The sequence below is a fragment of the Rubellimicrobium roseum genome (genome assembly GCF_006152145.1).
Classification (GTDB): Bacteria; Pseudomonadota; Alphaproteobacteria; order Rhodobacterales; family Rhodobacteraceae; genus Rubellimicrobium; species Rubellimicrobium roseum.
This window is the reverse complement of the sequence record NZ_VDFV01000017.1, coordinates 40910-65664: the sequence shown is the minus strand read 5'-3', so window position 1 is coordinate 65664 and position 24755 is coordinate 40910. Positions and strand designations below refer to the sequence as shown.

Here is a 24755-nt window from a genome sequence, read left to right as displayed (position 1 = left end):
GGCGGGCCCGCACAGGGCCTGTGCGGGCAGCGCCTCAGGACGCCCCGCCCAAGGCCTGAACAAGGATGGCCTGGAGCTCGTCAACCCGGAAGGGCTTGCGCAGGACCAGGGCCCGGGGACCGGCGACGGCCTCGATCCGCGCGGTGTCGGAATAGCCGCTGACGAAGACGACCGGCAGGCCGGGTCGATGGACCCAGGCCGCGGCGGCCACCTCGGCGCCGTTGAGGCCGGGCATGGCGAAATCTACGAGAAGCAGGTCGGGGGCGGCCTGTTCGAGCCGGACGAGGCCCTGCGGTCCGTCCTCGGCCTCCTCCACCCGGTAGCCCAGCGCGTCGAGCGAGGCCGCGATCATCCGTCGGACGTCCGGGTCGTCGTCGATGAGCAGCACGCGCGCGCGGGCCGGGCCGGGGGCGTCCTCGTCTCGGCCGGTGGAGGCTGCGGTCTCGGGCGCGAGGTCGGTGCGGGGGAGGAGGACCCGGACTGTGGTGCCCTGGCCGGGGGCGGTCTCCAGCCGGACGGTGCCTCCGGCCTGCCGGGCGATGCCATAGACCTGACTCAGGCCCAGTCCCGTTCCCTTGCCCACGCCCTTGGTGGTGAAGAAGGGGTCGAGCGCGCGCGCCGCGACCTCGGGTGGCATCCCCGTGCCGCCGTCGGCCACGGCGAGTTCCACATAGTCGCCGGGCGCGAGCTCCGGGTCGTGGTCCAGCACGCGCAGCGCGGTCGAAAGGCCCAGCTCGCCCCCGTCGGGCATGGCGTCGCGCGCGTTGATGGCGAGGTTCAGCAGCGCCATTTCGAGCTGCGTCTGGTCCGACAGCACGGCGTCCTCGCAGGCGAGGTCGAGCGACAGGCGGATCATCGGGCCGAGCGTGCGGCCCAGGAGGTCCCGCAGCCCCCGCACCAGCGACGCGACGGCGACGGGCCGCGTCTCCAGCCGCTGCGAGCGGGAGAAGGCGAGGAGCTGCCCGGTGAGCTTGGCGCCGCGCTCGGCCGCCTGGATGCCGGCCTCGGCGAAGCGGCGGACCCGGTCGGCGTCGTCCGGCCGGCGGCGGATCAGGTCCAGCGATCCCACGAGCGCGCCCAGAAGATTGTTGAAGTCGTGCGCGATGCCCCCCGTGAGCTGGCCCACGGCCTCCATCTTCTGGGCCTGCCGGAGCGCGTCCTCCGCCTGCACCTGCGCCGTGACGTTCCGGCCGCTGCCGAAGATGCGCACGACCCGCCCCTCCGGGTCGCGGATGGGTACCAGCGAGGTGTCCCAGTGCTGAACGCCGCCCGGCATCTCGTAGCTGTCGCGGAACTGGAGCATGTGACCGGTCTCCACGACCTGCCGGTAGGTGTCGGTCACCCTGGCGGCGATCTCGGGCGGGATCAGCTCCTCGATCCTCCGACCATGGATGTCCGCCGCGTCGTAGCCGACCTGCGCCGCATGGGTCGCATTGACCTGCTCGACGGCGAAGCCGCCGTCGGACCCGACCCGGATGACGAAAAGCGCCTCGGCCGAGGATTCGAAGTAGGCGCGGTAAAGCGCGTCGGCTTCGCGCCGGGCGGCCTCGGCGGCCTCCAAGGCGGCGCGGGTCTCCTTTTCGGCCGTGATGTCGCGGCCGATGCAGTAGAGCCGGTCGCCCTCGGGCTCGATGGTCCAGGAGATCCAGCGCCAGCCGCCGTCCCGATGCCGGTAGCGTGCCTCGTAGCCCAGGGTGGATTCGCCCAAGGCCAGCGTGCGCAGCTCGGCCATGGCGCCGGCCGCGTCGTCGGGGTGGCGGATCTCGCCGGGCTTGCGGCCCCGCAGCCAGTCGGGGCTCCAGCCCAGGAGCCGCTCCCAGGCGGGATTGACGCTGAGAAGGGTGCCGTCCATCGCGGTCACGCACATCAGGTCGCGCGAGATGCTCCAGATCCGGTCGCGCTCGGCGGTGCGCTGGGCCACCTCGGCCTCGAGCGTGTTGTTGAGGTGGCGCAGCGCCTCGTCGTTGGCCTTGCGCTCGGTGATGTCCTCGAAGGAGACGGAGCCTGCCACGACCCGTCCCGCGGCGTCGCGGATGGGCGAGGCGCTGACCGAGATGACGCCGCGCGTGCCGTCGCCGCGCGCGATCTCGATCTCCTGGCCCAGAACCGTCTCTCCCGCTAGGATCGCGCGCGCGAGGGGCCAGTCGCGGGGGGCGAGGCGGAGGCCGGTGGCGGGATCGTAGCCCTCGTAGTCGTCGTAGTCGCTGACGCTGGCCGAGGCGCGGAAAGGCCTGCGGAAGATGAGGTCGACCTGGTCGTTGCCCAGGATCGCGCGGCCCGAGGGCGCCTCGGCCAGGATGATGCCCACGGGGGCGTGCCGGATCACGCCAGCCAGCAGGGCCTCGCTTTCGCGGAGCTGGAGTTCGGCGAGCTTGCGGTCGTGGACATCCTCGACGACGCCGTACCAGCGCAGGATCGCGCCGGCATCGTTCCGCAGGGGATAGGCGCGGGCTCGCATCCAGTGGAACGCGCCACTGGCCGCGATGCGGATCCGGTATTCGACATCGACGGGCGTGCCCGAGCGGAGGGAGGCGGTAAAGATCTCCAGCGTCGCGGGCAGGTCGTCGGGATGCACGACCCGCGACCAGCCGTCGCCCAGAGGCTCGTCCGGCGCCTGCCCGGTCAGGTCGAGCCAGCGCCGGGAATAGGAGGTGATGTTGCCCTGCGGGTCGCAGGTCCAGGGCACCTGGGGGTTCAGCTCCACGGTGTGGCGGAGGTGCTCCTCGCTGGCGCGCAGCGCTTCCTCGGTCCGCCAGCTCTCGGTCTCGTCGGACAGGACCCCGATGGCGCGGGCGGGGGCGCCGTCGGGACCGGGCGCGATCTCGCAGCGCAGGCGGAGCCGCCGGTCGCTCCCGTCGGGATGGCGGTAGAGGAAGGCGCTCTCGAAGGAGGTCTCGCCGCGCTGCATCGCCGCCCGGCTCTCGGCCTGAAGGCGCTGCTCCTCGCCCGGGTGGTAGCGGGCCCGGACGGCCCCGAGATCGAGCGGCTCGTCCTCGGGGAAACCCAGGACGCGACTGAGGGCCGGGGACGGCGCCACGCGATCCGTGGCGATGTCGAGGTCCCAGACGACCATGCGTCCGGCCTCGATGGCGAGCCGCAGGCGCTGCGCCGCGTCCCGCTCGGCGTCCTCGAGCGCGCGGCGCGCCGTGATGTCCTGGACCGTGCCAAGATAGCGCACGGGGGCCCGGCCTTCGGGGCCTTCCTCGAACAGGACCTCGCCACTGCCCTGCACCCAGCGCAGCGTGCCGTCCGGCCAGAGCAGGCGATGCTCGTAGACCTGCCGCGATCTTTGCCGTCCGATCATCGCCGCCCCGGCCATGTTCCGAATCCGGTCGAGGTCGTCGGGGTGGATCCGCGCCATCAGGGATTCGGGCGAGTCCTCCTCGTCGTCGGACAGGCCGTAGATGGCCCGGACCTGGGGCGAGACCGTCAGGCGGCGCGCGCGGATGTCCCAGTCCCAGATGCCGATCCCGCCTGCCGCGGTAGCGACCTGGAGACGGGCGCGCTCCTCCCGAAGGGCGCGGGCGCTGGCCTCCCGCTCGGTGATGTCCTCCTGCACCGAGAGCCAGTGGCGCTCGCCGCCGATCTCGACGCCGCTGATGCGCGAGCGGGTCAGGAACTCGGACCCGTCCTTGCGCCGGTTGCGCCAGTCGCCCTGCCAGGCGCCCGTGCGGCGCAGCTCGGCCATGACCTCGGCGACGATGCGGGCGTTCTCCTCGGCCGGATAGGCGTTGAGGACCGACACGTGCCGGCCCAGGAGCTCGCCGGAGGCATAGCCGAAGAGCGCGTCCTGCGCCGGGTTGGTGTAGAGGATGGTCCCGTCCTCGCGCGCGAGGCTGACGCCTTCGGTCATGCGGTCCAGAAGGACGCGGGTGAGGCTGCCGATGTCCGCCAGTTCGGCGAGGCCCGGCAGGGCGAGGACGTCTGGACGCATGCAGGACCCTGAGCGAGCCGGTCTATGCCGTAGCTTTAGGCGTCCGCGCCGCGGCGTGGAAGCCCGACCGCTGAATCCGGGCCGGGGCCGGGCGGGACGCGTGCCTCGACCGCCACCAGCGGATCGCCGTCGCGGCCGTCCGAGAGGACCCGGACCTCGGGGGCGTCGAAGCCCGCCCGTTCGAGGTAGAGGCGCACCAGCGCGGCCCGGCCCGCCATGTCGAGCGAACGCCAGGCGGCGACGGCCTTGGTCGGGAAGCAGCGGTTCGAGAAGCTGACGATGACGCGGCCCCCTGGTGCGAGGACGCGGCGCACCTCGGCGAAGACGGCGAAGGGGCGCTGGAGGTACTGGACGCCCACGCAGCAGAGCACGGCGTCTAAGCTCGCGTCCGGCAGGGGCAGGGCGGCGTCGCGGTTGAGGTCCTGCACCCACCAGCGGGTCAGGCGCGGGTTGGCGGCCAGCTCGGTCGCATTCATGCCGTGGCCGACGACCTCGGAGAGGGGAAGGTCCGGGGGCAGGTGGCTCACCCAGCTCGACATCAGGTCGAGGACGCGGTCGCCGGGGCGCAGGCGGCGTGCGTAGTGGGCCGAGAGCGCGGCGACGGCCGGCTCGTCGATATGGGTGACGAGGCGGGCGGGGCGGTAGAAAAGCGTGTCGTCGCCGGCGTCCTCCTTGGCGAAGGCCGCGGGCGGAAGCGGGTCCGTCACCACCACGTGCTCCCCGGCGCGCCCTTGAAGGGGCCCGCGACCTGCGAGGTGATCCAGCCCCCGTAGAAGCCGCCCGGCTGGGGGGTGACCGTCTCGCCGTCCACCGCGCAGCGGTCGAAAGGCGTGGCGTAGAAGGCCACATGGTCGCGCAGGGCGGCGAAGGGCCCGGTGGGGCGCGGATAGCTCCAGCCCACGCGCGAGAGGATCTCGTCGCCCACGACCACGTCCCAATAGACCGCCTCGCCCTTCCATTCGCAGAAGGACCGGCCGGGTGCGGGGCGCAGGACGCCCGCGCGGATGTCGGCGCGGGGAATGTAATAGCTCGGCGGGTGGCTCGTCTCGATGACCCGGATCGCGGCGCGCGTGTCGGCGACGTGCAGCCCCCGGTGGTGAATGACGACGTGCGAGGCCACGGGCTCGGCCCGGGCGGGACGGGGATAGGACCAGACGCTCTCCTGCCCGGGACGGACGGGATCGGGGGTCGGGATCATGGACGGCTCCCTTTGTTGGACGTGACGTTTCCTGCGTCCCGATCACATAGGAAGCGGACCGCGCCGTTGCAGGGGGGACGCGGCCTTGGCGGAACGGGCGGTGGGACTAGGTCCCGCCCCGACATCGAAAAGGAGATGTGCCATGACCGACCTGACCGGAGCCTCCGTCGTCGTCACCGGCGCCTCGAGCGGCATCGGCCGCGCCACGGCCCGCGCCTTCGCCGAGCGGGGCGCCCGGCTCACGCTGGCGGCGCGGCGGGGCGAGGTGCTGGAGGACGTCGCCCGCGAATGCCGTGACCGTGGCGGGCAGGCCATCGCCGTGCCGACGGACGTGGCCGACCCCGACAGCGTCCGGGCGCTGGCCCGTGCGGCGGTGCAGGCCTGGGGCGGCATCGACGTCTGGGTGAACAACGCGGGCGTGGGCGCCGTGGGCGCCTTCCACGAAGTGCCGCTGGAGATGCACCGGCAGATCATCGAGACCGACCTCATGGGCGCGATCCACGGGGCCGAGGCCGTCGTTCCCGTCTTCCTGCGGCAGGGGCGGGGGACGCTCGTCAACAACATCTCCATGGGCGCCTGGACCCCCATGCCCTTCGCCTCGGCCTACACCGCCGCCAAGTTCGGCCTGCGCGGCTTCACCGCCAGCCTGCGGCAGGAGCTAAAGGTTCACCCCGAGATCCACGTCTGCGGCGTGTTTCCGTCGATGATCGACACGCCCGGCCTCCAGCATGGCGCCAATCTTTCCGGCAAGCGGATCAATCCCGGCCCCTATCTCTACTCGCCGGAGCGGGTCGCGCGCGCCATCGTCGGCGTGGTCCGGCACCCGCGCGCCGAGGTCGCCGTGGGCTTCCCGGCCGGCTGGGCACGCTTCGCCTATGGGGTCGCCCCCGTGCCGACCGAGCACGCCGTGGGCCTGATGATGCGGCGCGCCCTGGAACGCGCCGGTCCCGGTTCCCGCCGCGAGGGGGCCGTGATGCACCCGACCGCCGATGGCGTCCGGGCCTCGGGCGGCGTGCTGGAGCGGAAGGGGGTGCCCCCGGCGGAGCGCCTCAACGGCTTCGCCCTGATCGCGGCCGGGGCGGCGCTGAGCCTCGGCGCGCTGGCCTTCGCGCGGGCCCGCCGAACCGGCTGACCGAGGGTTCCCGGACACGGCGTCGCACCCCTACGGACCGCTCTTGGCCGCGGTGCGGCGAGATCCCATCTCGTGCCTCGATGGGGTCCGGGCCCCTCTGGCAAGCCAACCACTTGCGATGTCGGACCTTCATCCAGCGCCGCTGGATGTCGGGCGGCGCTCACCCGAGAGGAGCGACGCCCCATGGACGATCCCGTGCTGCTGGCCCGCATGCAGTTCGCGGCGAACATCACCTTCCACATCCTGTTTCCCACCATTTCCATCGCGTTGGGATGGGTCCTGCTGTTCGTGAAGCTGCGCTTCAACCAGACGGGGGACGGGGCCTGGATGGACCTTTACCGTTTCTGGGTGAAGATCTTCGCCCTGACCTTCAGCCTGGGCGTCGTGTCGGGCATCGTCATGAGCTTCCAGTTCGGCACCAACTGGCCGGGCTTCATGAACGCCGTGGGCAACATCGCGGGGCCGCTCCTCGCCTATGAGGTGCTGACGGCCTTCTTCCTGGAAGCGCTGTTCATCGGGATCATGCTCTTCGGCTTCCGCCGGGTGCCGAACTGGACCCACACGCTCGCGACCTTCCTCGTGGCCTTCGGCACCACGCTCTCGGCCTTCTGGATCATGGTCCTGTCGTCGTGGATGCACACGCCCGCAGGCTTCGAGATGCGCGACGGCGTGGCCCACGCCACCGACTGGGGCGCCATCATCTTCAACCCGTCCCTGCCATATCGCCTGAGTCACATGCTCCTGGCCTCGGGCCTGACGGTGGCCTTCCTCCTCGCGGGGGTGTCGGCCTGGCGCTGGCTGCGCGGGGACCGGGCGCCGTCGGTGGCCAAGGGGCTGCGGATGGGCGTCACGCTGGGCGCGCTCCTGATCCCCGTCCAGATCTTCGTGGGCGACATGCACGGGCTCAACACGCTGGAGCACCAGCCCGCCAAGGTCGCGGCTATCGAGGCCAACTGGGAGACGCGCTCGCACGTGCCGCTCGTGCTTTTCGCCCTGCCGGACGAGGAAGCGCGCGAGAACCGCTTCGAGATCGGCATCCCCTCGGGCGCGAGCCTGATCCTCAAGCACCATGCCGAGGGCGTCGTGCCGGGCCTTGACCAGTTCGAGGGCGAGCATCCGCCCGTGGCCCCCGTCTTCTGGTCGTTCCGCGTGATGGTGGGTGTGGGCTTCCTGATGCTCGCGGTGTCGTGGTTCGCGGCCTGGCAGCTCTGGCGGCGGCGCGAGGTCGGCGCCTGGACCGCGCGGGCGCTGGTGGGCATGACGTTCTCGGGCTGGGTCGCCACGATAGCCGGCTGGTACGTGACCGAGATCGGACGGCAGCCCTGGCTGGTCTACGGGGTGCTGACCACCGAGCAGGCGGCCTCGGACGTGCCCGCGAGCATGATCGGCACGACCTTTGCCCTGTATGTCGCGGTCTACCTGGGCCTGCTCGCGGCCTATGTCGCCACGATCTTCGGCCTGGCAGCCAAGGGCCGCAAGGCCGAGACCACCCCCGACGGACCCGGCGCGGTGCCCGGTCCGGCCATCCCCCTGCAGGCCTGAGGAGGTTTCCATGGACCTGATCGCCACCTCCGCCACCTGGCTCCCGGTCGCCTTCGCGGCGCTCATGGGGACGGCCATCCTCCTTTACGTCATCCTCGACGGCTACGACCTGGGTGTGGGGATGCTCCTGGGCGGCACCCGGAGCGAGGCCGAGCGCGACACGATGATCGCCTCCATCGGCCCGTTCTGGGATGCCAACGAGACCTGGCTCGTGCTGGCCGTTGGGCTTCTTCTCGTGGCCTTCCCCATGGCGCACGGGGTGATCCTGAGCCACCTCTACCTGCCGGTGGCGCTGATGCTGGTGGGGCTGATCCTGCGGGGCGTCGCCTTCAAGTTCCGCACCAAGATGGCTCCGGCGCGCAAGGCCCACTGGGACCGGGCGTTCCTCGCGGGCTCCACGCTGGCGGCGCTGTCGCAGGGCTGGATGCTGGGGCAGTACATCCTGGGCTTCGACCGGAGCGTGGCGGCTCTGGCCTTCTCGGGCCTGACGGCGCTGGGGCTGGCCTCGGCCTATGCCTTCATCGGGGCGGCCTGGCTCGTCATGCGGACCTCGGGCGACCTTCAGAGCCGCGCTGCCGCCTGGGCGCGCGAGACGCTGACCCTGGCGGCGCTGGGTCTCGTGGCGGTGTCGGTCGTCACGCCGCTGGTGAGCGAGCGGATCTTCGACAAGTGGTTCTCGTTCCCGAACCTCATCCTGCTGGCCCCGGTGCCGGTGGTGACGGGGCTCCTGCTCTGGGGGCTCTGGGTGGCGCTGGCGCGCTACCCGCGCGAGGGGGACCGCTGGAACTGGCTGCCCTTCGCGGGGGCCGTCGCGGTCTTCGCGCTCGCCTTCCACGGGCTCGCCTTCTCGTTCTTCCCCTACGTCGTGCCCGGCCAGCTCACGGTCTGGGAAGCCGCCGCCGCGCCGGAGAGCCTGCTGATCATCTTCGTGGGCGCTCTCTTCGCCCTGCCGGTGATCGCGGCCGTCACGGCCTTCACCTACTGGGTCTTCCGGGGCAAGGCCGGGGACCTGGCCTACGAATGAGCGGGCGCCGGGGCGGGGATCTCCCGCTCCGGCCGCCGGTGCCGCTCCTCGAACTCGTGGCCGAGCGCATCCAGGGGGACGGGACGGGGCGAGAGCGCGTAGGTCTCGCGCCGAAGGAAAGCCATCATCCCCCGCGAGTCCGGCCCGAAGGCGTCGAGCCGGCCACGGGGGATCGGCTCGCCTACCACGACCCGCACGGGGCCGTCGGTGCGCCGTCCGAACTCGTGGATCAGGAGCCCGAGCCGCAAGGTCATGTGCAGGTGGCTCGCCACCTGGAACAGCCGCGAGGTCCGCCCCTCGAAGAAGAGGGGAACCACGGTCGCGCCCGAGCGCGCGATCATCCTGGCGGTGAAGCTGCGCCAGGCCGGGTCGAGCGGCGGCCCGAAGGGGGTGGCCGCCGTGGACACGGTGCCGCCCGGAAAGACGCCGATGGCGCCGCCCCCCGCAAGGTAGCGCAGCGCCTCGGCGCGCGAGGCGAGGTTGCGCGACGCGGCCTCGCGCGACTCCTCGAAATCGACGGGCAGGATGTTGGGTCCCAGGTGCGGGACATGCCGGAACACGCTGTTGGCGAGGATGCGGAAGTCGCCTCCGCGCCGGCCGCACAGGATATGCGCCATCGTCAGCCCGTCGAGGACGCCGTAAGGGTGGTTGGACACGACGACGACCGGTCCCTCGGCCGGGATCGTCTCCAGAGCGCCCGTCACCTCCAGCCGCAGGCCGTAGCGGCGATACATCACCTCGTAGAAGCTCGCGCCGCCGGACATCTCGGACTCGTATCCGCGCGCCCGGCGGATGAGCCCGATCCGTCCTGTCGCGTTCTCCAGAAGGCGGATCACCGCGCGCCCCGACGGGGTGGCGGCGCTGCTGGCGTAGCTGATCTCGCGGGCGGCTTGGGCGGTCAGGGTCACGGCGTGGGTCCCGGGTGGCATTCGCCGACCACTACGACGGAGTTTGCAACCGGCCTGTGAAGCCTTTGCGGCATTCCTGTGGCGGCGTGGCCCCCCGGTCAGACCCCCATCGTCCGCCGGACCGCTCAGGTCGGTGCTGTTGCCGGATTGGGGTCAATCGAACATGATTGTTGAAGTGACCCCCTGACACGGCCCGGATACAATCCTGTGCTCAGCTACCCCCAACGGATCGGGAGGGCCGCCATGGCCGTGCAGGGCAGGACGACGGAGCCGGATCAGGACCGGCCGCTCGACATCATCGGCGTGATCGACGACGACGGCGAGGTCGAGCTCGACGACGTCATCCTGTCGCGCCGGATGGAGGAGATGTACCGCCGCGCGCATCCCGATGCGCTGCCGGCCGACATCTACTTCCCCGAGCTGCTGCGGCTGCAGGCCGAGCTGATCAAGCTTCAGGACTGGGTGGTGGCGCGCAAGGAAAAGGTCGTCATCCTGTTCGAGGGGCGCGATTCGGCCGGGAAGGGGGGCGTCATCAAGCGCATCACCCAGCGGCTCAACCCGCGCGTGGTGCGCACCGTGGCGCTGCCCGCGCCTTCGGACCGCGAGAAGAGCCAGTGGTATTTCCAGCGCTACGTGCCGCACCTGCCCGCGGGGGGCGAGATCGTGCTCTTCGACCGCTCGTGGTACAACCGGGCCGGGGTGGAGCGCGTCATGGGCTTCGCCTCGGAGGACGAGGTCGGGCAGTTCTTCCACGACGTGCCCGAGTTCGAGCGGATGCTGGTGCGCTCGGGCATCCGGGTCATCAAGTACTGGTTCTCGATCACCGACGAGGAGCAGCAGCTCCGTTTCCTGGTGCGCATCCACGATCCCCTCAAGCAGTGGAAGCTCTCGCCCATGGACCTCCAGTCGCGTGTGCGCTGGGAGGACTACACCCGCGCCAAGGAGGAGATGTTCGCGCGCACCAACATCCCCGAGGCGCCCTGGTACATCGTCGAAGGCAACGACAAGCGCGCGGCGCGGCTCAACTGCATCGACCATTTCCTGTCGCTGATCCCCTACGAGGAGATCCCGCACGAGCCGGTCGAGCTTCCCGACCGGGTCTACAACACGGACTACGAGCGTGCCGTGCTGCCGCCGGAGCTCTACGTGCCCCAGCGCTTTGGCCGTCAGCCCCCGGCCGCCGAGGTGGCCGCGGCGCCCGAGCCAGCCGTCCAGCCGGCTCCGGCCGTGATCGCTCCCTCGCCCAAACCTGTGCGGCTGGTGGCCGAGCGGAACCCCGTCCTGGCCAGCCCCGAAGCGGACGATGCCGAAGGTCGGCGCGCGCTCCGGCGGCGCGAGGGCGGCTGGGGCGCGCGGCTGCGCTCGCTCCTGCCCGGCGCGGACTGAGGCCGCCCTCAGCCTTGCCGGCGAGGGGTCCGGCGCCCGTCGCGGCCCGACCTGCGTGGCATCGGCGCGCCGGGGGTCCGGACCTGGGTGCCATAGGCGCGCGAGGTCGTCTCGTCGAGGAGCCGCAATTGCGGAAAGGCCGACAGGAAGGCCGTCGCATCCTCGATCCGGCGGAAGTGGATCGCCAGCGCCTCCCGCTCCAGGGTCTCCCCTTCGTGATGCGCGAAGTTGGCCTCGCCCACCTCGCACCGCAGCCAGCGCAGCACGTCGAGGAGGACCGGCCCGAGTCCCATGTCCGGGACCCAGAGCTTCACCCGGATCGGGAAGGCAGCGTCGTCGAGCTGGCGTTGCGGGATGCTGCGGTGCGGCATGAACGGTCAGATAGGTTGGAGCGCCTCGGAGGAAAAGGGGCGGGGCGTGGCGATCCGTCGCGCCCGGGGGCTTGAGCCCACGGCTCGCTTCGCCTAGGCCTGCGCTCACCCGGAGGGCACTCGCCGTCCGAACAGGCAGGACCCCGTGCGACGACATCATCCTTTCGTTCCGAAGCGGTCCTTGCCCCACTCCCCCATGACGACCGGAGACCATCATGACCCAGCGGCGCAAGCTCACGCCCGCCGAACGCAGCCTCGTGACCCGCATCGCCGAGGCACAGCCCCGGCCGGTCCTGCCGGGCCGAACCGTGCGGATCGACGTGCAGGACGAGACCGACGAGGACGGGCGGATCGGCTGGACGACCTCCGTCCGGCTCGAGGACATCCTGCCGCGCGCCTGAGGCCTCAGCCGTCGCGCAGGAGCGCCTGCGCCATGGCCAAATGAACGCGATGCTCCTCCGGGTCCTCCGCCCGGAGGCGCTCCAGGACCGTCGCCAGCGCATTCACGAGGATGTTGAAGGCCAGCGTGTCGCGATCCGAATCGTCGGCCATGGCGGTCACGCGGTCGAGGGCCTCGAGCACGAGGTCGAGGCCCGCAGGCAATAGAGCGGCGAGTTCACGGTCCTGGCTCATGATCGTCGCTGTCTAGCGTCCGACCGTGACAGGTGCGTGACAGACGCCGCGACCGCTCAGTCCGGAGGCCCGATGGTCAGCTCGACCGGAGGCAGGCCGTCCACCTCGCCCCGCAGCCTGTCGCCGGGCTCCACGGCGCCCACGCCGGCGGGCGTCCCCGTCATCAGCAGGTCGCCGGGCCCTAGCCTGTAGAGCCCGCCCAGATGGCGCAGCAGCGAAGACAGGTCCCATACCATGTCGGACAGCCGTGCGTCCTGCCGCAGCGCGCCGTTCACCCAGAGCCGGATGGCCGCGTCGCCCAGCGCCGCGCCCGGCCGCAGCGGTCCCACCACGGCCGAGCCTTCCCAGTCCTTGGACGTGTCCCAGGGCTTGCGGCCCTCCTTGGCGCGGGCTTGGAGGTCGCGGCGCGTCATGTCGAGCCCGCAGGCGACGCCCCAGGGCTGGCCGCCCTCGCCCAGGGCCACGACCAGTTCGACCTCGTGGTGGAGGTCGCGGGTGCCGGGCGGGTAGGGCAGGGCCGCGCCCGAGGGGATCAGCCCGAAGGGAGACTTGGTGAACCAGAAGGGGGCCTCGCGGTCCACCTCGTTGCCCATCTCGGCGGCGTGGGCGGCGTAGTTGCGCCCCACGCAGAAGATGCGGGCTACGGGGTAGCCCTCGGGCTGGCCGAGGATGGGCAGGAGCGGCAGGGGGCGGGGGGGGAAAAGCGGCGTCATGATGGGGCGGAGCCTAGGCCGGGTCCGTCCCCGGCGTCCAGGGGGTCAGCCGGGGGCCGCCGGGACCGCCTCGCCCTCGACGGGCACGCGCCCCAGCATCTGGAGAATCCGGCGCGACAGCTCGTCCTCGGAGAAGGGCTTGCGCAGCACGACCTCTCCCGCGAGCGCCCGGGTCCCGGCGTGGCCGGTCATGAAGAGGATGGGCAGGTCGGGCCGCTCGGCCCGCAGCCGGGCCGCCAGCGCTACTCCGTCCATTCCCGGCATCACGACGTCGGTCACCACGAGGTCGGGCGCATGGGCGCCCTGCGCCACGCTCAGCGCCTCCTCGCCGCCCGACGCCTCGGCCACACGGTATCCCAGGTCCCGCAGGTGCGCCGCCGTGACCGCCCGCAGCGCCGGGTCGTCGTCCACGAGCAGGAGGCCCGCGTTCCCGTGGGACCCCGCCTCGGCCGGCGCGGCGGGCGCAGCGAAGCCCGGTGCGCGGGGCAGCCAGATCGTGACGGTGGTGCCTTCGCCGAGCCGGCTGTCGAGCCGCAGGCGCCCGCCCGACTGCTCGGCGAAGCCATGGACCATCGCGAGCCCCAGGCCGGGCCCCTCGCCGGGGCCCTTGGTGGTGAAGAAGGGCTCGACCGCGCGGGCAAGCACCTCGGGCTCCATGCCAGTGCCCGTGTCCTGAACGACGAAGGCCACGCCGTCCGGCTCGCCGCCCGAGCCCACCTCGTTGCGCGCCAGGATGCGCAGCCGGCCACCCCCCGGCATGGCGTCGCGCGCGTTCGCGGCGAGATGCACCAGCGCGATCTCGAGCGCATGGGAATCGACCTGCACCGGCCAGACGCCGTCCTCGACGGAGATCTCGCAGGCGATGCCGGCGCCCAGGGCCTGGCCGATCAGAGGCTCGATCCGGGGCAGGGCCGAGGCGGGGTCGAGCCGGATCGGGGCAAGCTGGCTGCGCCGCGCGAAGGCGGTGAGCTGGCGCACGAGGGCGCTGCCCCGCTCGGCCGCCGCCTCGCCGTGGCGGACGAGATCGCGCACGTCGGGGTCCTGCGTGCGCCGCGCGATCAGGCGACAGGTGCCCAGCACCGCGGCCAGCACGTTGTTGAAGTCATGTGCGATTCCCCCGGTGAGCTGGCCTAGCGCCTCCAGCTTCTGCGCCTGGAGGAGGTCGGCCTGCGCCTTCTCGCGCCGCCGCATCTCGGCGGCCAGCTCGCGGGCGGTTTCGGTCAGCTCGCGCGTGCGATCGGCCACCGTGGCCTCCAAGGCCTCGTTGGCGCGGGCGAGCGCGGCTTCGGCGGCCTTCTGCGCCGACAGGTCCACGATGACCGCCACGTGCTCCTCGTCCTCGGGATCGGCCAGCGTCAGCGCCACGAGGATCGGAACGCGGCGCCCGTCGCGCAGAACATATTCCTTTTCGTAGGGTGCAGCCGTTCCGCTGCGGCGCAGTTCCGCCATCTTGCCGTCGTCGAGCGCCCGGTGCTCGGGTGGGGTCAGCGCGCGCCAGTCGAGAAGTCCCGCCTCGAACTCGGCCCGGCTGTGCCCGACCAGCTGAAGGAAGGCCTCGTTCACATAGGTGACGCGTCCGTCGGGGTCGCCGATGCCGAAGGCGAGGATGTTGGTTTCGATCACCCGCCGGAAGCGCTCCTCGCTCTGGCGTCGCGCCGTCTCCGATATCTTCTGGTCGGTGATGTCCTCGACGACGGCGATCTCGAAGTCGGGCCGCCCCTCGGCGTCGCGCACGAGCGACACGGCCAAGCGCGCCCAGACCACGCGGCCGTCCTTGCGCAGGTAACGCTTCTCGACGTCGTAGCGGTCGATCTCGCCAACCGACATGCGCCGGAACTGCGAAAGGTCACGCTCCACGTCGTCGGGATGGGTGATCCGGGACCAGGGCTGGGCCAGAAGCTCCTCGCGCGTGTAGCCCAGCATCGCGCAGAGCGCGTCGTTGACATCGAGGCAGCGCATGTCCGACAGGCTCACCCGGCCCACGCCGACGGCGGCATTCTCGAAGATGGCGCGGTAGCGGCTCTCGCTGTCGCGCAGGGCCGCCATGGCGTGCCGACGCGCGGTGACGTCGACCGTGCTGCCGATCAGGCGCACCGGCCCCTCCGGCCCGCGCAGGATCAGGGCGCGGTCGGCCAGCTGCAGCCAGCGGCCGTCGCGGTGGCGGAACCGGTATTCCGCCTCGAGCCGCTCGGCTCCCGCCTCGAAGGCGGCCCGCGCTTCGGCGGCGAGCCGGGGTAGGTCCTCGGGATGGGTCCGCTCGTGCCACCAGCTGGCCTCGGCGGGCATCCCGGCCGGGTCGAAGCCCGTGATCTCTTGCACCTGCCCGCTGCGCAGCACCTGCCCGCTGGGGATGTCCCAGTCGTAGACGATCCCGTTCACCGCCTCGAGCGCGAGGCGCAGCCGCTCCTCGTCAAGCTTGCGGTCCGTGACGTCCGTATGGGTTCCAAAGAGGCGCAGCGGCTTCCCTTCCGCGTCGCGCTCGATCTCGGCCAGCACGGAGATCCAGCGCGTCGCGCCGTCGCTGGGGCGGACGATGCGGTATTCGACGCGATACTCGTCCTCCGATCCGGTCAGCGCGTCGAGGAAGGCGCGCTCGGTCCGCTCCCGGTCGTCCGGGTGGACCCGGCTCAGCCAGTCCTCGTGCGACTCGTTCCAGGCCTCCGGGGGCAGGCCGTGCAGCGCGAGATATTCGGGCGAGCGGCGCGAGCGGAAGGGCGGGCCCCGCAGGTCCACCTCGTGCCCGCCCGAGCGGCCGACCCGATGCGCGCGGGCGAGCTCGGCCTCGCGGCGGCGCAGGTTGGCCTCGTTCTCCCGCAGGGCGGTCGCCTGGGCCCGCCGCATCTCCAGCCGGTCCTGCGCCACCCGAATGGCGCAGCGGAGCCCCGCGCCGTCGATCCGCGCCGGGTCCACATGGTCACCGGCCCCTTCGCGCAGGCCCGTGACCACGGCCGCTTCGTCCGCCGGATCGGCCAGGAGAACCACGGCGACCGCCAGATCCTCCTGGGGTTCGCGAAGGGCGTGCAGGAACGCGGCAAGGTCCATGTCCGGCAGGTACGTGGCCAGCAGGAGCGCCTCGGGGCGCCGGCGCCGGACCTCCTCCAGGCCCGCGCGCCCCGTGGCCGCCTCGCGCCAGGGGACGGTCCCGCCCAGCCGGTCCAAGAGCCCGGCGCGTCTGGCAGGGTCCGGGTCGACGATCAGGAGGTCGGAGGTCATGGAACACCCCCGCGCGGCGGCCCGGACGGAGGGCCGGGCTGTCCCGGCCCCGCGCATTCCGCCCCCATTCCCATGCCGCCGCTCCCCTCGCGCCCAATCCGTCCTGACAAGGATAGGCAGACCTGTCGGGAAGTCGACGCATCGGGCCGGCGACCCGTTGCATAAGATTAGAGATTTTTGGCGCCTGCGGCATAAACGAAGCGTTCACCCCGATCTGCGATCCTGCCGGCATGGCTGGGCAAGGCGTCGGGGGCGCATCATGGACCTCTGCGTGATAGACGATCACCGCGTCAACCTAGGCGTCCTGCGGGGCGTCATCGAATCCGTGTCGGACTGGCGGGCCGAGGCCTTCTCCGATCCGCTCGCCGCGCTTGACCGTTGCGCGCGCAAGGTCTTCGACTTGGTGGTGGTCGACTACCAGATGCCGGGCCTCGACGGCGTGGGCGTGGTTCGGCGCCTGCGCGCCGATCCCCGCTTCGAGCATGTGCCGATCGTGATGATCACTGCCGACGGCGACCGCGCCCTGCGGATCGAGGCCATCCGCGCGGGGGCCACCGACTTCCTGACCAAGCCCGTCGACCCGGAGGAACTGCGCGTGCGCGTGGCCAACCTCCTTGCGCTGCGTCAGGCGCAGACGGCGCTGGCCGACCATGCGGTGCATCTCGCGCAGGAGGTGGCCGCCGCCACCCGCCGCATCGCCCAGCGCGAGGAGGAGGTGATCCTGCGCCTCGCCCGCGCCATCGAGTATCGCGACGACCAGACCGGCGACCACATCCTGCGCGTGGCCCGCGTCTCGGCCCTGATCGCGGCCGAGCTGGGCTGGGGACCTGCGGCCTGTCGGAACCTTTTCCTGGCCGCGCAACTGCACGACGCCGGCAAGATCGGGCTGCCGGACTCGATCCTGCTCAAGCCCGGTCGCCTGAGCCCCGAGGAGATCGACGTCATGCGCCGCCATGCCGTCATGGGAGGCGAGGTGCTGCGCGACGGCACCAGCGACCTGATCCGCCTTGCCCATGACGTCGCGCTCTACCACCACGAACGCTGGGATGGGTCGGGCTACCCGCACGGCCTTGCGGGCGAGCGCATCCCCCTCTCGGCCCGCATTGCCGCGGTGGCTGACGTTCTGGACGCCCTTCGCAGCGCCCGGCCCTACAAGCCCGCCTGGGACGCCGCCCAGGCCCGGGCCGAGATCGAGCGCCTGGCCGGCATCGCCTTCGATCCCTCCTGCGTGGCCGCGCTCCTGCGCATCTGGCCCGCCGCGGAGGCGCTCTATTCCGAGATTCCCAACCCCTTGCAGGAGACCATGGCATGACCCCACGTTGCTTTTCCCCGACCCGACGCCGGTTTCTCGGGGCCGCCCTGGCGCTTGGCGCGACCGCTGCCCTCGGCGCCCCCCGGATGGCCCGGGCCTCGCTGGCCCCGCCGTCGGGCCAGGTAATCCTGACGGTGAGCGGCGCCGTGGGCCTCACCAATGCCGAGGGGGCCGCCGCCTTCGACCTCGCCCTTCTCGACGCTCTTCCTCAGCGTGATACAATCACGGCGACGCCCTGGCATGAAGGACGCCCGCGCTTCTCGGGTCCTACCATCGCCTCCGTGCTCGGCGCCGCCGGCGCCACGGGGTCGTCGCTGCGGATTGTCGCACTCAACGACTACGCCGCCGAGATGCCCATGGAGGATGCACGCGGCATCCCGGTGATCCTGGCCACGCGGATCGACGGCCAGGAGATCTCGGTCCGCGACAAGGGACCGCTCTTCGTGATCTATCCTTTCGACGAGCGGCCGGACCTCTTCAACGAGGTCTATTTCGGGCGGTCCGTCTGGCAGGTCAGCCGGGTCGAGGTCCTCGCGTGAAACGCTGGCGCCGCCGGTCCGACTGGTCGGGCCCGCGGGCCCTCCGTTGGGGCCTCGCGGTCCTGAGCGGGCTGAGTCTCGTGCTCCTCGTCAACGTGCTGCACCTGTTTGGCCTCCTCGGCGAAAGTCGGCGGGCCATGGACGACAGCGTCCGCGAGGACGCGATGTGGGCGGTCTACCAGACCGACCGGCAGGTGAGCCGCCTGACTGCGGCGATCGACGGGGCGCTCTGGCACGGCGTAGGGTCAAGCCTCGGATCGGTGGTCGAAGCGTATGACATCCTCTACAGCCGGGCGCAGCTCTTGGAGAACGGCTCGTTCAGCCTCAAGTTCGAGGGGACGGATAGCCTGTCGCCGCAGGCGGCCCTCGTCCGCGAGGGCATCCTGGGACTGGCCCCCGCGGTGGATGCCCTAGCGGAAGCCCGCAGCGTGCCTGCGCTCAGGGACCTGCGGGACCGGGTGGCGCCGGTGCAGGCCGACACGGCGGAGCTCGTGCTGCGGACCAACGCCGCGCTCGACCAAGCCATCGTCGCGCAGCGGGAGGAGGTGCGGCGCCTCCAGCAGCGGCTGGGCCTCAACGTGGGCCTGCTCGTGGTGGGCTTCGCCGGGATCGTCACGCTTCTGGCGCTTCAGATGCGCCTGATCGCCGCCGCGGGCCGCAAGCTCGCCATCCTGGGCGAGCGCAACCGCGCGGTGGCCAAGCGCGCCCGCGCCGCGAGCCGGGCCAAGTCCACGTTCCTTGCGACCATGAGCCACGAGATCCGTACGCCGCTCAACGGCATCATCGGAACGGCCGAGCTGATGACCCATGCCGACCTGTCGGTCGAACAGGCGCGCCACCTGTCGATGATCCGTTAGTCGGGCTACCACCTTCTCGAGGTGATCAGCGATGTCCTCGACTTCTCCAAGCTCGAATCCGGCCGCGTGGAGTTCGAGCACCATCGGGTCCGCCTGCCCGAGATCGCCGAGAGCTTGGTCGCCATGCTGGGTCCTCGGGCCGAGATGAAGGGGCTACGCCTGGAGGTCGACCTGCCGCCGCTCGAACTCGGCACCGATCCGGCCCGATTGCGGCAAGTGCTCGTCAACCTCATCGGAAACGCCGTCAAGTTCACGGCAGACGGATCGGTGGCGGCGCGCGGCGGCCTGATCGCCCCTGACCGCCTTCGAGTCGAGATCACCGATACGGGCATCGGGATCGCCCCCGAGGGCCTACCTCTGCTGTTCCGCGACTTCAGCCAGGTGGACGGGTCGGCCTCGCGCAGCTTCGGGGGGTCCGGCCTGGGCCTTGCTATCTGCAAGCGCATCGTCGAAGGACTCCAGGGGCGCATCGGCGTCGAAAGCCGCCTGGGGCAGGGCAGCACCTTCTGGATCGAACTGCCCGTCGACGCCCCCCAATACTGCGGCGCCCGGACGCCAAGCCAGCGCGACCCGGCCGACGCAGCCGGCCATGCCTTCGCGGGCCGGGTGCTCGTGGTCGAAGACAATCCAATCAACTGGGCTGTGGCCAAGGGACTTCTGGACTGGCTCGGGGTCGAGGTCGCGATGGTCCACAACGGGGCCGAGGCGGTCGACATCCTGGAGCATCAGGCCTACGATCTGGTGCTCATGGACGTGCAAATGCCGGTCATGAGCGGGATCGAGGCCACGCAGGCCATCCGCCGCCGCGGCGACCGGGTGCGGATCGTCGGCCTGACCGGAAACGCCTTCACCAGCGATCGCCAGGACTGCCTGCGTGCGGGAATGGACGACTTCGTGCCCAAGCCCGTGACCCAGGACAAGCTGGCCCAGGTGCTGGCCGAAGCGGGCCTCCGTGGCGTTCCGGCGGTTCAAGCCGAGGGCAAGGCCGAACCCGTCGAGCCTGACCCCGCGCCTCGGAGGCCTCCGTTGGGGTTTCAGGGGCCGGTAGTGGACGAGGGACTCGTCGTGCACCTCCTGGGGGCGATCGGGGCCGAGACGGTGGTCGCGCTGCTCGACGAGGTCTTGGCCGAGGCTGATGGCCTCTCCGCGTCTCTGGAGGCCGCGCGCCGGGAGCGTGACGACATCCAGATCGACGCCCTGCTCCACAGCTTCAAGGGAGCAGCCGCGACGCTTGGGCTGGCCGAGGCGGCCCGACTGGCGCAGGTGCTGCGGACCGATCCGCACCCGAGCCCGGCGGACTTGATACTGCTGCAAATGGCGGCGCAACAGGGTGCAGAAACGATCCGCGGCTTGTGTGGCAGAGGGCCGGCCACCCAGGCAGCCGCCTGATCCCGCGCTGACGCCGGCTCCCTTGAGCGGACTCCGAAGCGACGAAGCTCATGCGAGCTGGCCTCACTCGACGAGGAGCGTCTGCCGCAAGCGGCCGGTCAGGCGATCATAGATCAGGATGCGATCGTCGGCGGTCACGACGGCGAACCAGTCGCCGCCCTGGGTGAAGGCGGTGGCCCTGGCTCCCTCGGGCAGGTCCACGCTTTGGGGCAGGGAAGGGCCGTCCGCGTTCAGCCGCATGACAAGGGCGGCGATCAGCACTAGGAAGCCCAGGATCATCACCACCATCAGCGCCATGACGAGGCGCTGCAGCGCCCGCAACCCAGGCGGGAGAGGACCCTCGGGAGCCGTGTCCATGAGCGAGCGCCTTTGCTTCGAGATCGCGGCCGAGCCGCCCCGCCGCCTTGATAAGGCGCTGGCGCGCGACGTGCCAGACGAGAGCCTGAGCCGGTCCCGCCTGGCCCGGCTGATCACCGAAGGTGCGGTGAGGGTCGACGGACAGGTGGCGGTCGATCCCTCGGCGCCGGTCGCAACCGGGGCGCGGGTCGAGATCACGCTGGGCCCGCCGGAGGAAAGCCATATCGGGCCCGAGGCCATCCCGCTCTCGGTCGTCTGGGAAGACGCCGACCTCATCGTCGTGGACAAGCCAGCCGGGATGGTCGTGCATCCGGCGCCGGGATCGCCGGCGGGAACGCTGGTCAATGCGCTGATCCATCATTGCGGCGACTCGCTTTCGGGCGTGGGCGGGATGCTGCGGCCAGGGATCGTGCACCGGATCGACAAGGACACCTCCGGCCTTCTGGTCGCCGCCAAGTCCGACCGGGCGCATCAGGGTCTGGCTGCGCAGTTCGAGGCGCATGACGTGGAGCGGCATTATATGGCCGTCTGTCATGGCCGCCCGGACATGTCCGACCCGCGCCTGGCCGGGTTGCGGGGTGTGACTTGGGAGGCCGGCGGCGTGCTGCGGATCGCCACCCGCCTCGACCGTCATCGCACGGACCGGCAGCGGCAGGCCGTGACCTGGGAAGGCGGGCGCCATGCGGTGACCCGGGCCCGAGTGGTGCAGGTCTTCGGGGCGCCGCCGGCAGCCGCTCTGGTCGACTGCTGGCTGGAGACCGGGCGCACGCACCAGATCCGTGTCCATATGGCCTATGCCGGGCATGGCCTGATAGGGGATCCGGTCTATGGGGGCCACCGCAAGCCCTCGGCCCGCGCCTTGGGCGAGGCAGGCGCCGCCGCAGTCGTTGGCTTTCCCCGGCAGGCGCTCCACGCCGCCACGCTGGGCTTCGTGCATCCGGTCACAGGCGAAGCGCTGCGCTTCGAATCGCCGCTTCCCTCCGATATGGCGGAACTCCTGCGCGCGCTGGGCGGTTGAGCCCGCGTCACCCGTCGTGCCCGATCCGGGCCTCATCCAGCGGTGTTCACCTTTCGTCAACGGGAGGTGTCCTACGCTGTTATTTCCCTTGCGTCAGACCGGCCTGAATGTTAAAGGGATGAACTTTCCGAAAGGGATCCATTCATGGCGACATACGCGAACCTTCCGGCCCCGTCCCCCGAGCAGGGGCTGAACCGCTACCTCCAGGAAATCCGCAAGTTTCCCATGCTGGAGCCGGAGGAGGAGTACATGCTCGCCAAGCGTTGGGTCGAGGATCAGGACGCGGCCTCGGCGCATCGGCTGGTGACCTCGCACCTGCGGCTCGCGGCCAAGATCGCCATGGGCTATCGCGGCTACGGGCTCCCGCAGGCCGAGGTCATTTCCGAGGCCAACGTGGGCCTGATGCAGGCGGTCAAGCGCTTCGATCCGGACAAGGGGTTCCGGCTGGCGACCTACGCGATGTGGTGGATCCGCGCCGCGATCCAGGAATACATTCTGCGCTCCTGGAGCCTCGTGAAGCTGGGCACGACCTCGGCGCAGAAGAAGCTGTTCTTCAATCTGCGGAAGGCGAAGGCTCGCATCGGCGCCCTGGAGGAAGGGGACCTCCGGCCCGAGAACGTCAGGAAGATCGCCACCGACCTCGGGGTGACCGAGGACGAGGTCATCTCGATGAACCGCCGTCTGTCGGGGGGCGACGCCTCGCTCAACGCGCAGGTCGGCGCCAGCGAGGAAAGCTCGACCCAGTGGCAGGACTGGCTGGAGGACGAGGACGCCGATCAGGCCACCGCCTTCGCCGAGCGCGATGAGCTGGAAGCCCGGCGGGAGCTTCTGAACGCCGCCCTGGAGACGCTGAGCGATCGCGAGCGGGACGTGCTCATGCAGCGGCGCCTGCGCGACGACGTGGTGACGCTGGAGGAACTGTCCGAGCGCTACGGCGTCTCGCGCGAGCGCATCCGGCAGATCGAGGTCCGTGCCTTCGAGAAGCTGCAGAAGCACATGACCGAGCTCGCACGCGAACGGGGGATGCTGGAAACGGCCTGACCTGATTGCGCCCGCGCCGGGGGCTGCTAGCGTCGCGGCGCATTGTCAGGGAGTCGATCCATGCAGAAACCGGTCCGGTGGGGCGTCTTGGGGGCGGCGAACTTCGCGCGCGAGCACATGGCGCCTGCGATCCACGCGGCGAAAGGGGCGGAACTTTACGCCCTGGCCACCTCGGACCCTGCCAAGGCCGAGCCGTTCCAGGAGTTCGCGCCGGGCCTCAAGGTCCATTCCTCCTATGAGGCGTTGCTGGCCGACCCCGAGGTGGAGGCGGTCTATATCCCGCTGCCGAACCACCTGCATGTCGAGTGGTCGCTGAAGGCCATCGAGGCGGGCAAGCACGTGCTCTGCGAGAAGCCGATGACGCTGCACGCCTCGGAGTTCGACCGGCTCGTGGCGGCGCGGGACCGCTCGGGGCTGCTGGTCGCCGAGGCCTACATGATCGTGCATCACCCGCAGTGGATCCGCGCCAGGGAACTGGTGCAGGGCGGCGCCATCGGAGAGCTCAAGCACGTCTCGGCCGAGTTCTCGTTCAACCTCACCGACATGACCAACATCCGCAACCGACCCGAGACCGGGGGCGGGGCGCTGGGCGACATTGGCGTCTACATCTTCGGCTGCACCCGCTTCGTGTCGGGGCAGGAGCCCGCGCGCATCCGCCATGCGAACGTGAAGCGCGACAACGGTGTCGACGTCTATGTGCAGGTGCTGGCCGAGTTCCCGGGCTTCGACTACTCCGGCATGGTGTCCATGCGGCTCGCCAACCGGCAGGAGGTGGTGTTCCACGGGACTGCGGGCGTGGTGCGCGTGGCCTATGCGCCCTTCAACGCCAATGTCCACGATCTTGCGCAGGTCGTGCTGGAGACGGGCAGCACCCGGACCGTCGAGCGCTTCCCCGGCGTGAACCACTATGTCCTGCAGGTCGAGAACTTCGGGCGGACGCTGCGCGAGGGCGTGGCCTATCCCTGCCCGCTGGAGTTCAGCACGGGGACCCAGCGCATGATCGACATGGTGCTGGAGGCCGAGCGCGGGGCGGCCTGACGCCGCAGCGGGGAACGGAGGCCGGAGACGATTGTTCCCTTGCCGGACGAGTCATTCGGCGGGGGAACCATGAAGCAGCTCCTGATCTTCGGCGCAGAAGGCGCCACGGGCCGCGAGGTCGTGCGGCAGGCCCTGGCATTGGGCCATCGGGTCCGCGCCTCCGACCTCACCCTTCAGGCGCCCGAGCCGTTTCCCGAGACGGTCGAGGCCATCCCCGCCGACGTGCTGAACGACGACCTGCGGCCGGTGGTTCGGGGGATGGACGCCGTCATCTCCTGCCTGGGCGTGTCGAACCATCCCACGACCCTGCTCGACCCGCCCCCGCTCTATGTCGATGGAACGGCGCGGATCGTGGAAGCGATGCAGGCCGAAGGTGTGCGGCGCATCGTCGTGATCTCGGCCAGCTTCGTCGTGGCCAAGGACCGGGGGCCAATCCTTTTCCGTACGGCCGTGATCCCGTCGCTGACGCGCGTGCTCGACCAGATGCGGGGCATGGAGGCGTTGCTCCGTGTGTCGGGGCTCGACTGGACGGCCGTGCGGCCGGGCTGGCTGATGCCGGGAGAGCCGACGGCCGATGCCTGGATCGGGCCCGATGTCATCCCGGCCGACCTGATCCGCACGCGGATCGGGGATCTCGCGGCGCTGCTGCTCGATTGCGCGGTGAACGGGTCTTGGTCGCGGGCCACCCCGGCCATCGCGCGGGACGAGCCGGATTTCGAGGAGTCCTCGACCAAGGTCGTTCTGGAGATGCTGGCCTGAGGACTTGAGCCAGATCAACGTGGGGCGGGAACCCATCGGATAGTCTGAGGACATCCTGAAAGGGAGTCCCGAGATGTCCGATACCGATCTGTCCCGTCCCGTCGATCTGCCCGAGCCGGAGGTGCCTCAGAGGCGGCCACTGGCCGAGAACCTGTGGCTCCGGCTGCTCAACACCGTTCTCATCGCGATCCTGTTCAGCCTGCTCCAGACGGTCATGACCGTGCTGACGCTGATCCAGTTCGTGCTGGTCCTCGCCAACCGCCGGCAGCCCAACGCCAACATCGCGCAACTGGGCCGCAGCCTCGGCCTCTGGTGCGGCCGGGCGGCGCGCTACTTGACGGCCGACACGGAGGACAAGCCCTGGCCGTGGCGGCCGCTGGACTGAGGAGGC

At 70.9% G+C, this 24755-nt stretch carries 22 protein-coding genes and 1 pseudogene; 14 read left to right on the top strand and 9 right to left on the bottom strand.

The features are described from left to right. Positions 1-34: 34 nt before the first annotated feature. Genes FHG71_RS12950 through FHG71_RS12940 form a run of 3 tightly spaced genes read right to left on the bottom strand, consistent with a single transcriptional unit; the run spans position 35 to position 5132 of the window. Positions 35-3934: a PAS domain S-box protein gene (locus FHG71_RS12950; RefSeq protein WP_139082109.1), complete on the bottom strand. Its 3900-nt coding sequence runs from the start codon at positions 3932-3934 to the stop codon at positions 35-37. 35 nt (positions 3935-3969) lie between these two features. Continuing rightward, positions 3970-4641 carry a class I SAM-dependent methyltransferase gene (locus tag FHG71_RS12945; RefSeq protein WP_218014089.1) on the bottom strand — a complete coding sequence of 224 codons (672 nt, stop codon included), beginning with the start codon at positions 4639-4641 and terminating at the stop codon, positions 3970-3972. After that, the gene (locus FHG71_RS12940) at positions 4638-5132 is read right to left on the bottom strand and encodes a DUF427 domain-containing protein (RefSeq protein WP_139082107.1); all 495 of its coding nucleotides are present in this window, start codon (positions 5130-5132) and stop codon (positions 4638-4640) included. The genes FHG71_RS12945 and FHG71_RS12940 overlap by 4 nt, the downstream gene beginning before the upstream one ends. A gap of 142 nt (positions 5133-5274) precedes the next feature. On the opposite strand from FHG71_RS12940, the gene FHG71_RS12935 reads away from it, so the two are divergent. The 3 genes from FHG71_RS12935 (at position 5275) to FHG71_RS12925 (ending at position 8830) form a co-directional block, all read left to right on the top strand. Next, entirely contained in the window at positions 5275-6264 is a 990-nt protein-coding gene (locus tag FHG71_RS12935) for an SDR family oxidoreductase (protein WP_139082106.1), read from the top strand. Between the two features lie 183 nt (positions 6265-6447). Further along, positions 6448-7806 carry a cytochrome ubiquinol oxidase subunit I gene (locus FHG71_RS12930; RefSeq protein ID WP_139082105.1) on the top strand — a complete coding sequence of 453 codons (1359 nt, stop codon included), beginning with the start codon at positions 6448-6450 and terminating at the stop codon, positions 7804-7806. Positions 7807-7816: 10 nt separating this feature from the next. Next, a complete protein-coding gene (locus FHG71_RS12925; protein WP_139082104.1) occupies positions 7817-8830 on the top strand; it encodes a cytochrome d ubiquinol oxidase subunit II in 1014 nt (337 codons plus the stop codon). Here FHG71_RS12925 and FHG71_RS12920 read toward each other — a convergent pair. Beyond that, entirely contained in the window at positions 8821-9759 is a 939-nt protein-coding gene (locus FHG71_RS12920; protein WP_139082103.1) for a lysophospholipid acyltransferase family protein, read from the bottom strand. The two genes, FHG71_RS12925 and FHG71_RS12920, sit on opposite strands and share 10 nt — an antisense overlap. A 273-nt stretch (positions 9760-10032) precedes the next feature. Here FHG71_RS12920 and ppk2 point away from each other — a divergent pair. Next, positions 10033-10899: pseudogene (ppk2, locus tag FHG71_RS12915) on the top strand (polyphosphate kinase 2); the annotation flags it as partial. Positions 10900-11132: 233 nt separating this feature from the next. Here ppk2 and FHG71_RS12910 read toward each other — a convergent pair. Beyond that, a complete protein-coding gene (locus FHG71_RS12910; protein ID WP_139082102.1) occupies positions 11133-11495 on the bottom strand; it encodes a hypothetical protein in 363 nt (120 codons plus the stop codon). 215 nt (positions 11496-11710) lie between these two features. On the opposite strand from FHG71_RS12910, the gene FHG71_RS12905 reads away from it, so the two are divergent. Further along, positions 11711-11896: a hypothetical protein gene (locus FHG71_RS12905; protein ID WP_139082101.1), complete on the top strand. Its 186-nt coding sequence runs from the start codon at positions 11711-11713 to the stop codon at positions 11894-11896. Between the two features lie 4 nt (positions 11897-11900). On the opposite strand, the gene FHG71_RS12900 is transcribed toward FHG71_RS12905, so the two are convergent. Genes FHG71_RS12900 through FHG71_RS12890 form a run of 3 tightly spaced genes read right to left on the bottom strand, consistent with a single transcriptional unit; the run spans position 11901 to position 16054 of the window. Beyond that, the gene (locus FHG71_RS12900) at positions 11901-12128 is read right to left on the bottom strand and encodes a hypothetical protein (RefSeq protein ID WP_139082100.1); all 228 of its coding nucleotides are present in this window, start codon (positions 12126-12128) and stop codon (positions 11901-11903) included. 56 nt (positions 12129-12184) lie between these two features. Next, positions 12185-12841, bottom strand: coding sequence for a fumarylacetoacetate hydrolase family protein (locus FHG71_RS12895; protein WP_139082099.1), 657 nt, complete (start codon positions 12839-12841; stop codon positions 12185-12187). 45 nt (positions 12842-12886) lie between these two features. Then, complete coding sequence (locus tag FHG71_RS12890; RefSeq protein ID WP_139082098.1) at positions 12887-16054, bottom strand: PAS domain-containing protein; 3168 nt, start codon at positions 16052-16054, stop codon at positions 12887-12889. Between the two features lie 259 nt (positions 16055-16313). Here FHG71_RS12890 and FHG71_RS12885 point away from each other — a divergent pair, with 259 nt between their 5' ends. Genes FHG71_RS12885 through FHG71_RS12870 form a run of 4 tightly spaced genes read left to right on the top strand, consistent with a single transcriptional unit; the run spans position 16314 to position 20151 of the window. Then, on the top strand, positions 16314-17366 hold the full coding sequence (locus tag FHG71_RS12885; RefSeq protein ID WP_139082097.1) for an HD domain-containing phosphohydrolase: 1053 nt from the start codon (positions 16314-16316) through the stop codon (positions 17364-17366). Beyond that, complete coding sequence (locus FHG71_RS12880; RefSeq protein WP_218014088.1) at positions 17363-17905, top strand: putative pterin-binding protein; 543 nt, start codon at positions 17363-17365, stop codon at positions 17903-17905. The genes FHG71_RS12885 and FHG71_RS12880 overlap by 4 nt, the downstream gene beginning before the upstream one ends. Then, a complete protein-coding gene (locus FHG71_RS12875; RefSeq protein ID WP_139082096.1) occupies positions 17902-18762 on the top strand; it encodes a sensor histidine kinase in 861 nt (286 codons plus the stop codon). The genes FHG71_RS12880 and FHG71_RS12875 overlap by 4 nt, the downstream gene beginning before the upstream one ends. Before the next feature lie 21 nt (positions 18763-18783). Then, on the top strand, positions 18784-20151 hold the full coding sequence (locus tag FHG71_RS12870; protein WP_139082095.1) for an ATP-binding protein: 1368 nt from the start codon (positions 18784-18786) through the stop codon (positions 20149-20151). A gap of 63 nt (positions 20152-20214) precedes the next feature. Here FHG71_RS12870 and FHG71_RS12865 read toward each other — a convergent pair whose 3' ends face one another. Next, positions 20215-20508, bottom strand: coding sequence for a DUF6476 family protein (locus FHG71_RS12865; RefSeq protein ID WP_139082094.1), 294 nt, complete (start codon positions 20506-20508; stop codon positions 20215-20217). Here FHG71_RS12865 and FHG71_RS12860 point away from each other — a divergent pair. From FHG71_RS12860 to FHG71_RS12840, 5 genes are all read left to right on the top strand, one after another. Beyond that, a complete protein-coding gene (locus tag FHG71_RS12860) occupies positions 20507-21526 on the top strand; it encodes an RluA family pseudouridine synthase (protein WP_139082093.1) in 1020 nt (339 codons plus the stop codon). The two genes, FHG71_RS12865 and FHG71_RS12860, sit on opposite strands and share 2 nt — an antisense overlap. 144 nt (positions 21527-21670) lie before the next feature. Then, positions 21671-22567 (top strand): RNA polymerase sigma factor RpoH, encoded by an 897-nt coding sequence (rpoH, locus tag FHG71_RS12855; RefSeq protein ID WP_139082092.1) that lies wholly within the window; start codon positions 21671-21673, stop codon positions 22565-22567. Positions 22568-22627: 60 nt separating this feature from the next. After that, positions 22628-23605 carry a Gfo/Idh/MocA family protein gene (locus tag FHG71_RS12850; RefSeq protein ID WP_139082091.1) on the top strand — a complete coding sequence of 326 codons (978 nt, stop codon included), beginning with the start codon at positions 22628-22630 and terminating at the stop codon, positions 23603-23605. Between the two features lie 69 nt (positions 23606-23674). Next, entirely contained in the window at positions 23675-24364 is a 690-nt protein-coding gene (locus tag FHG71_RS12845) for an NAD(P)-dependent oxidoreductase (RefSeq protein ID WP_246045439.1), read from the top strand. A 73-nt stretch (positions 24365-24437) separates the two neighbouring features. After that, positions 24438-24749 carry a DUF4389 domain-containing protein gene (locus FHG71_RS12840; protein ID WP_139082090.1) on the top strand — a complete coding sequence of 104 codons (312 nt, stop codon included), beginning with the start codon at positions 24438-24440 and terminating at the stop codon, positions 24747-24749. Positions 24750-24755: the final 6 nt, after the last annotated feature.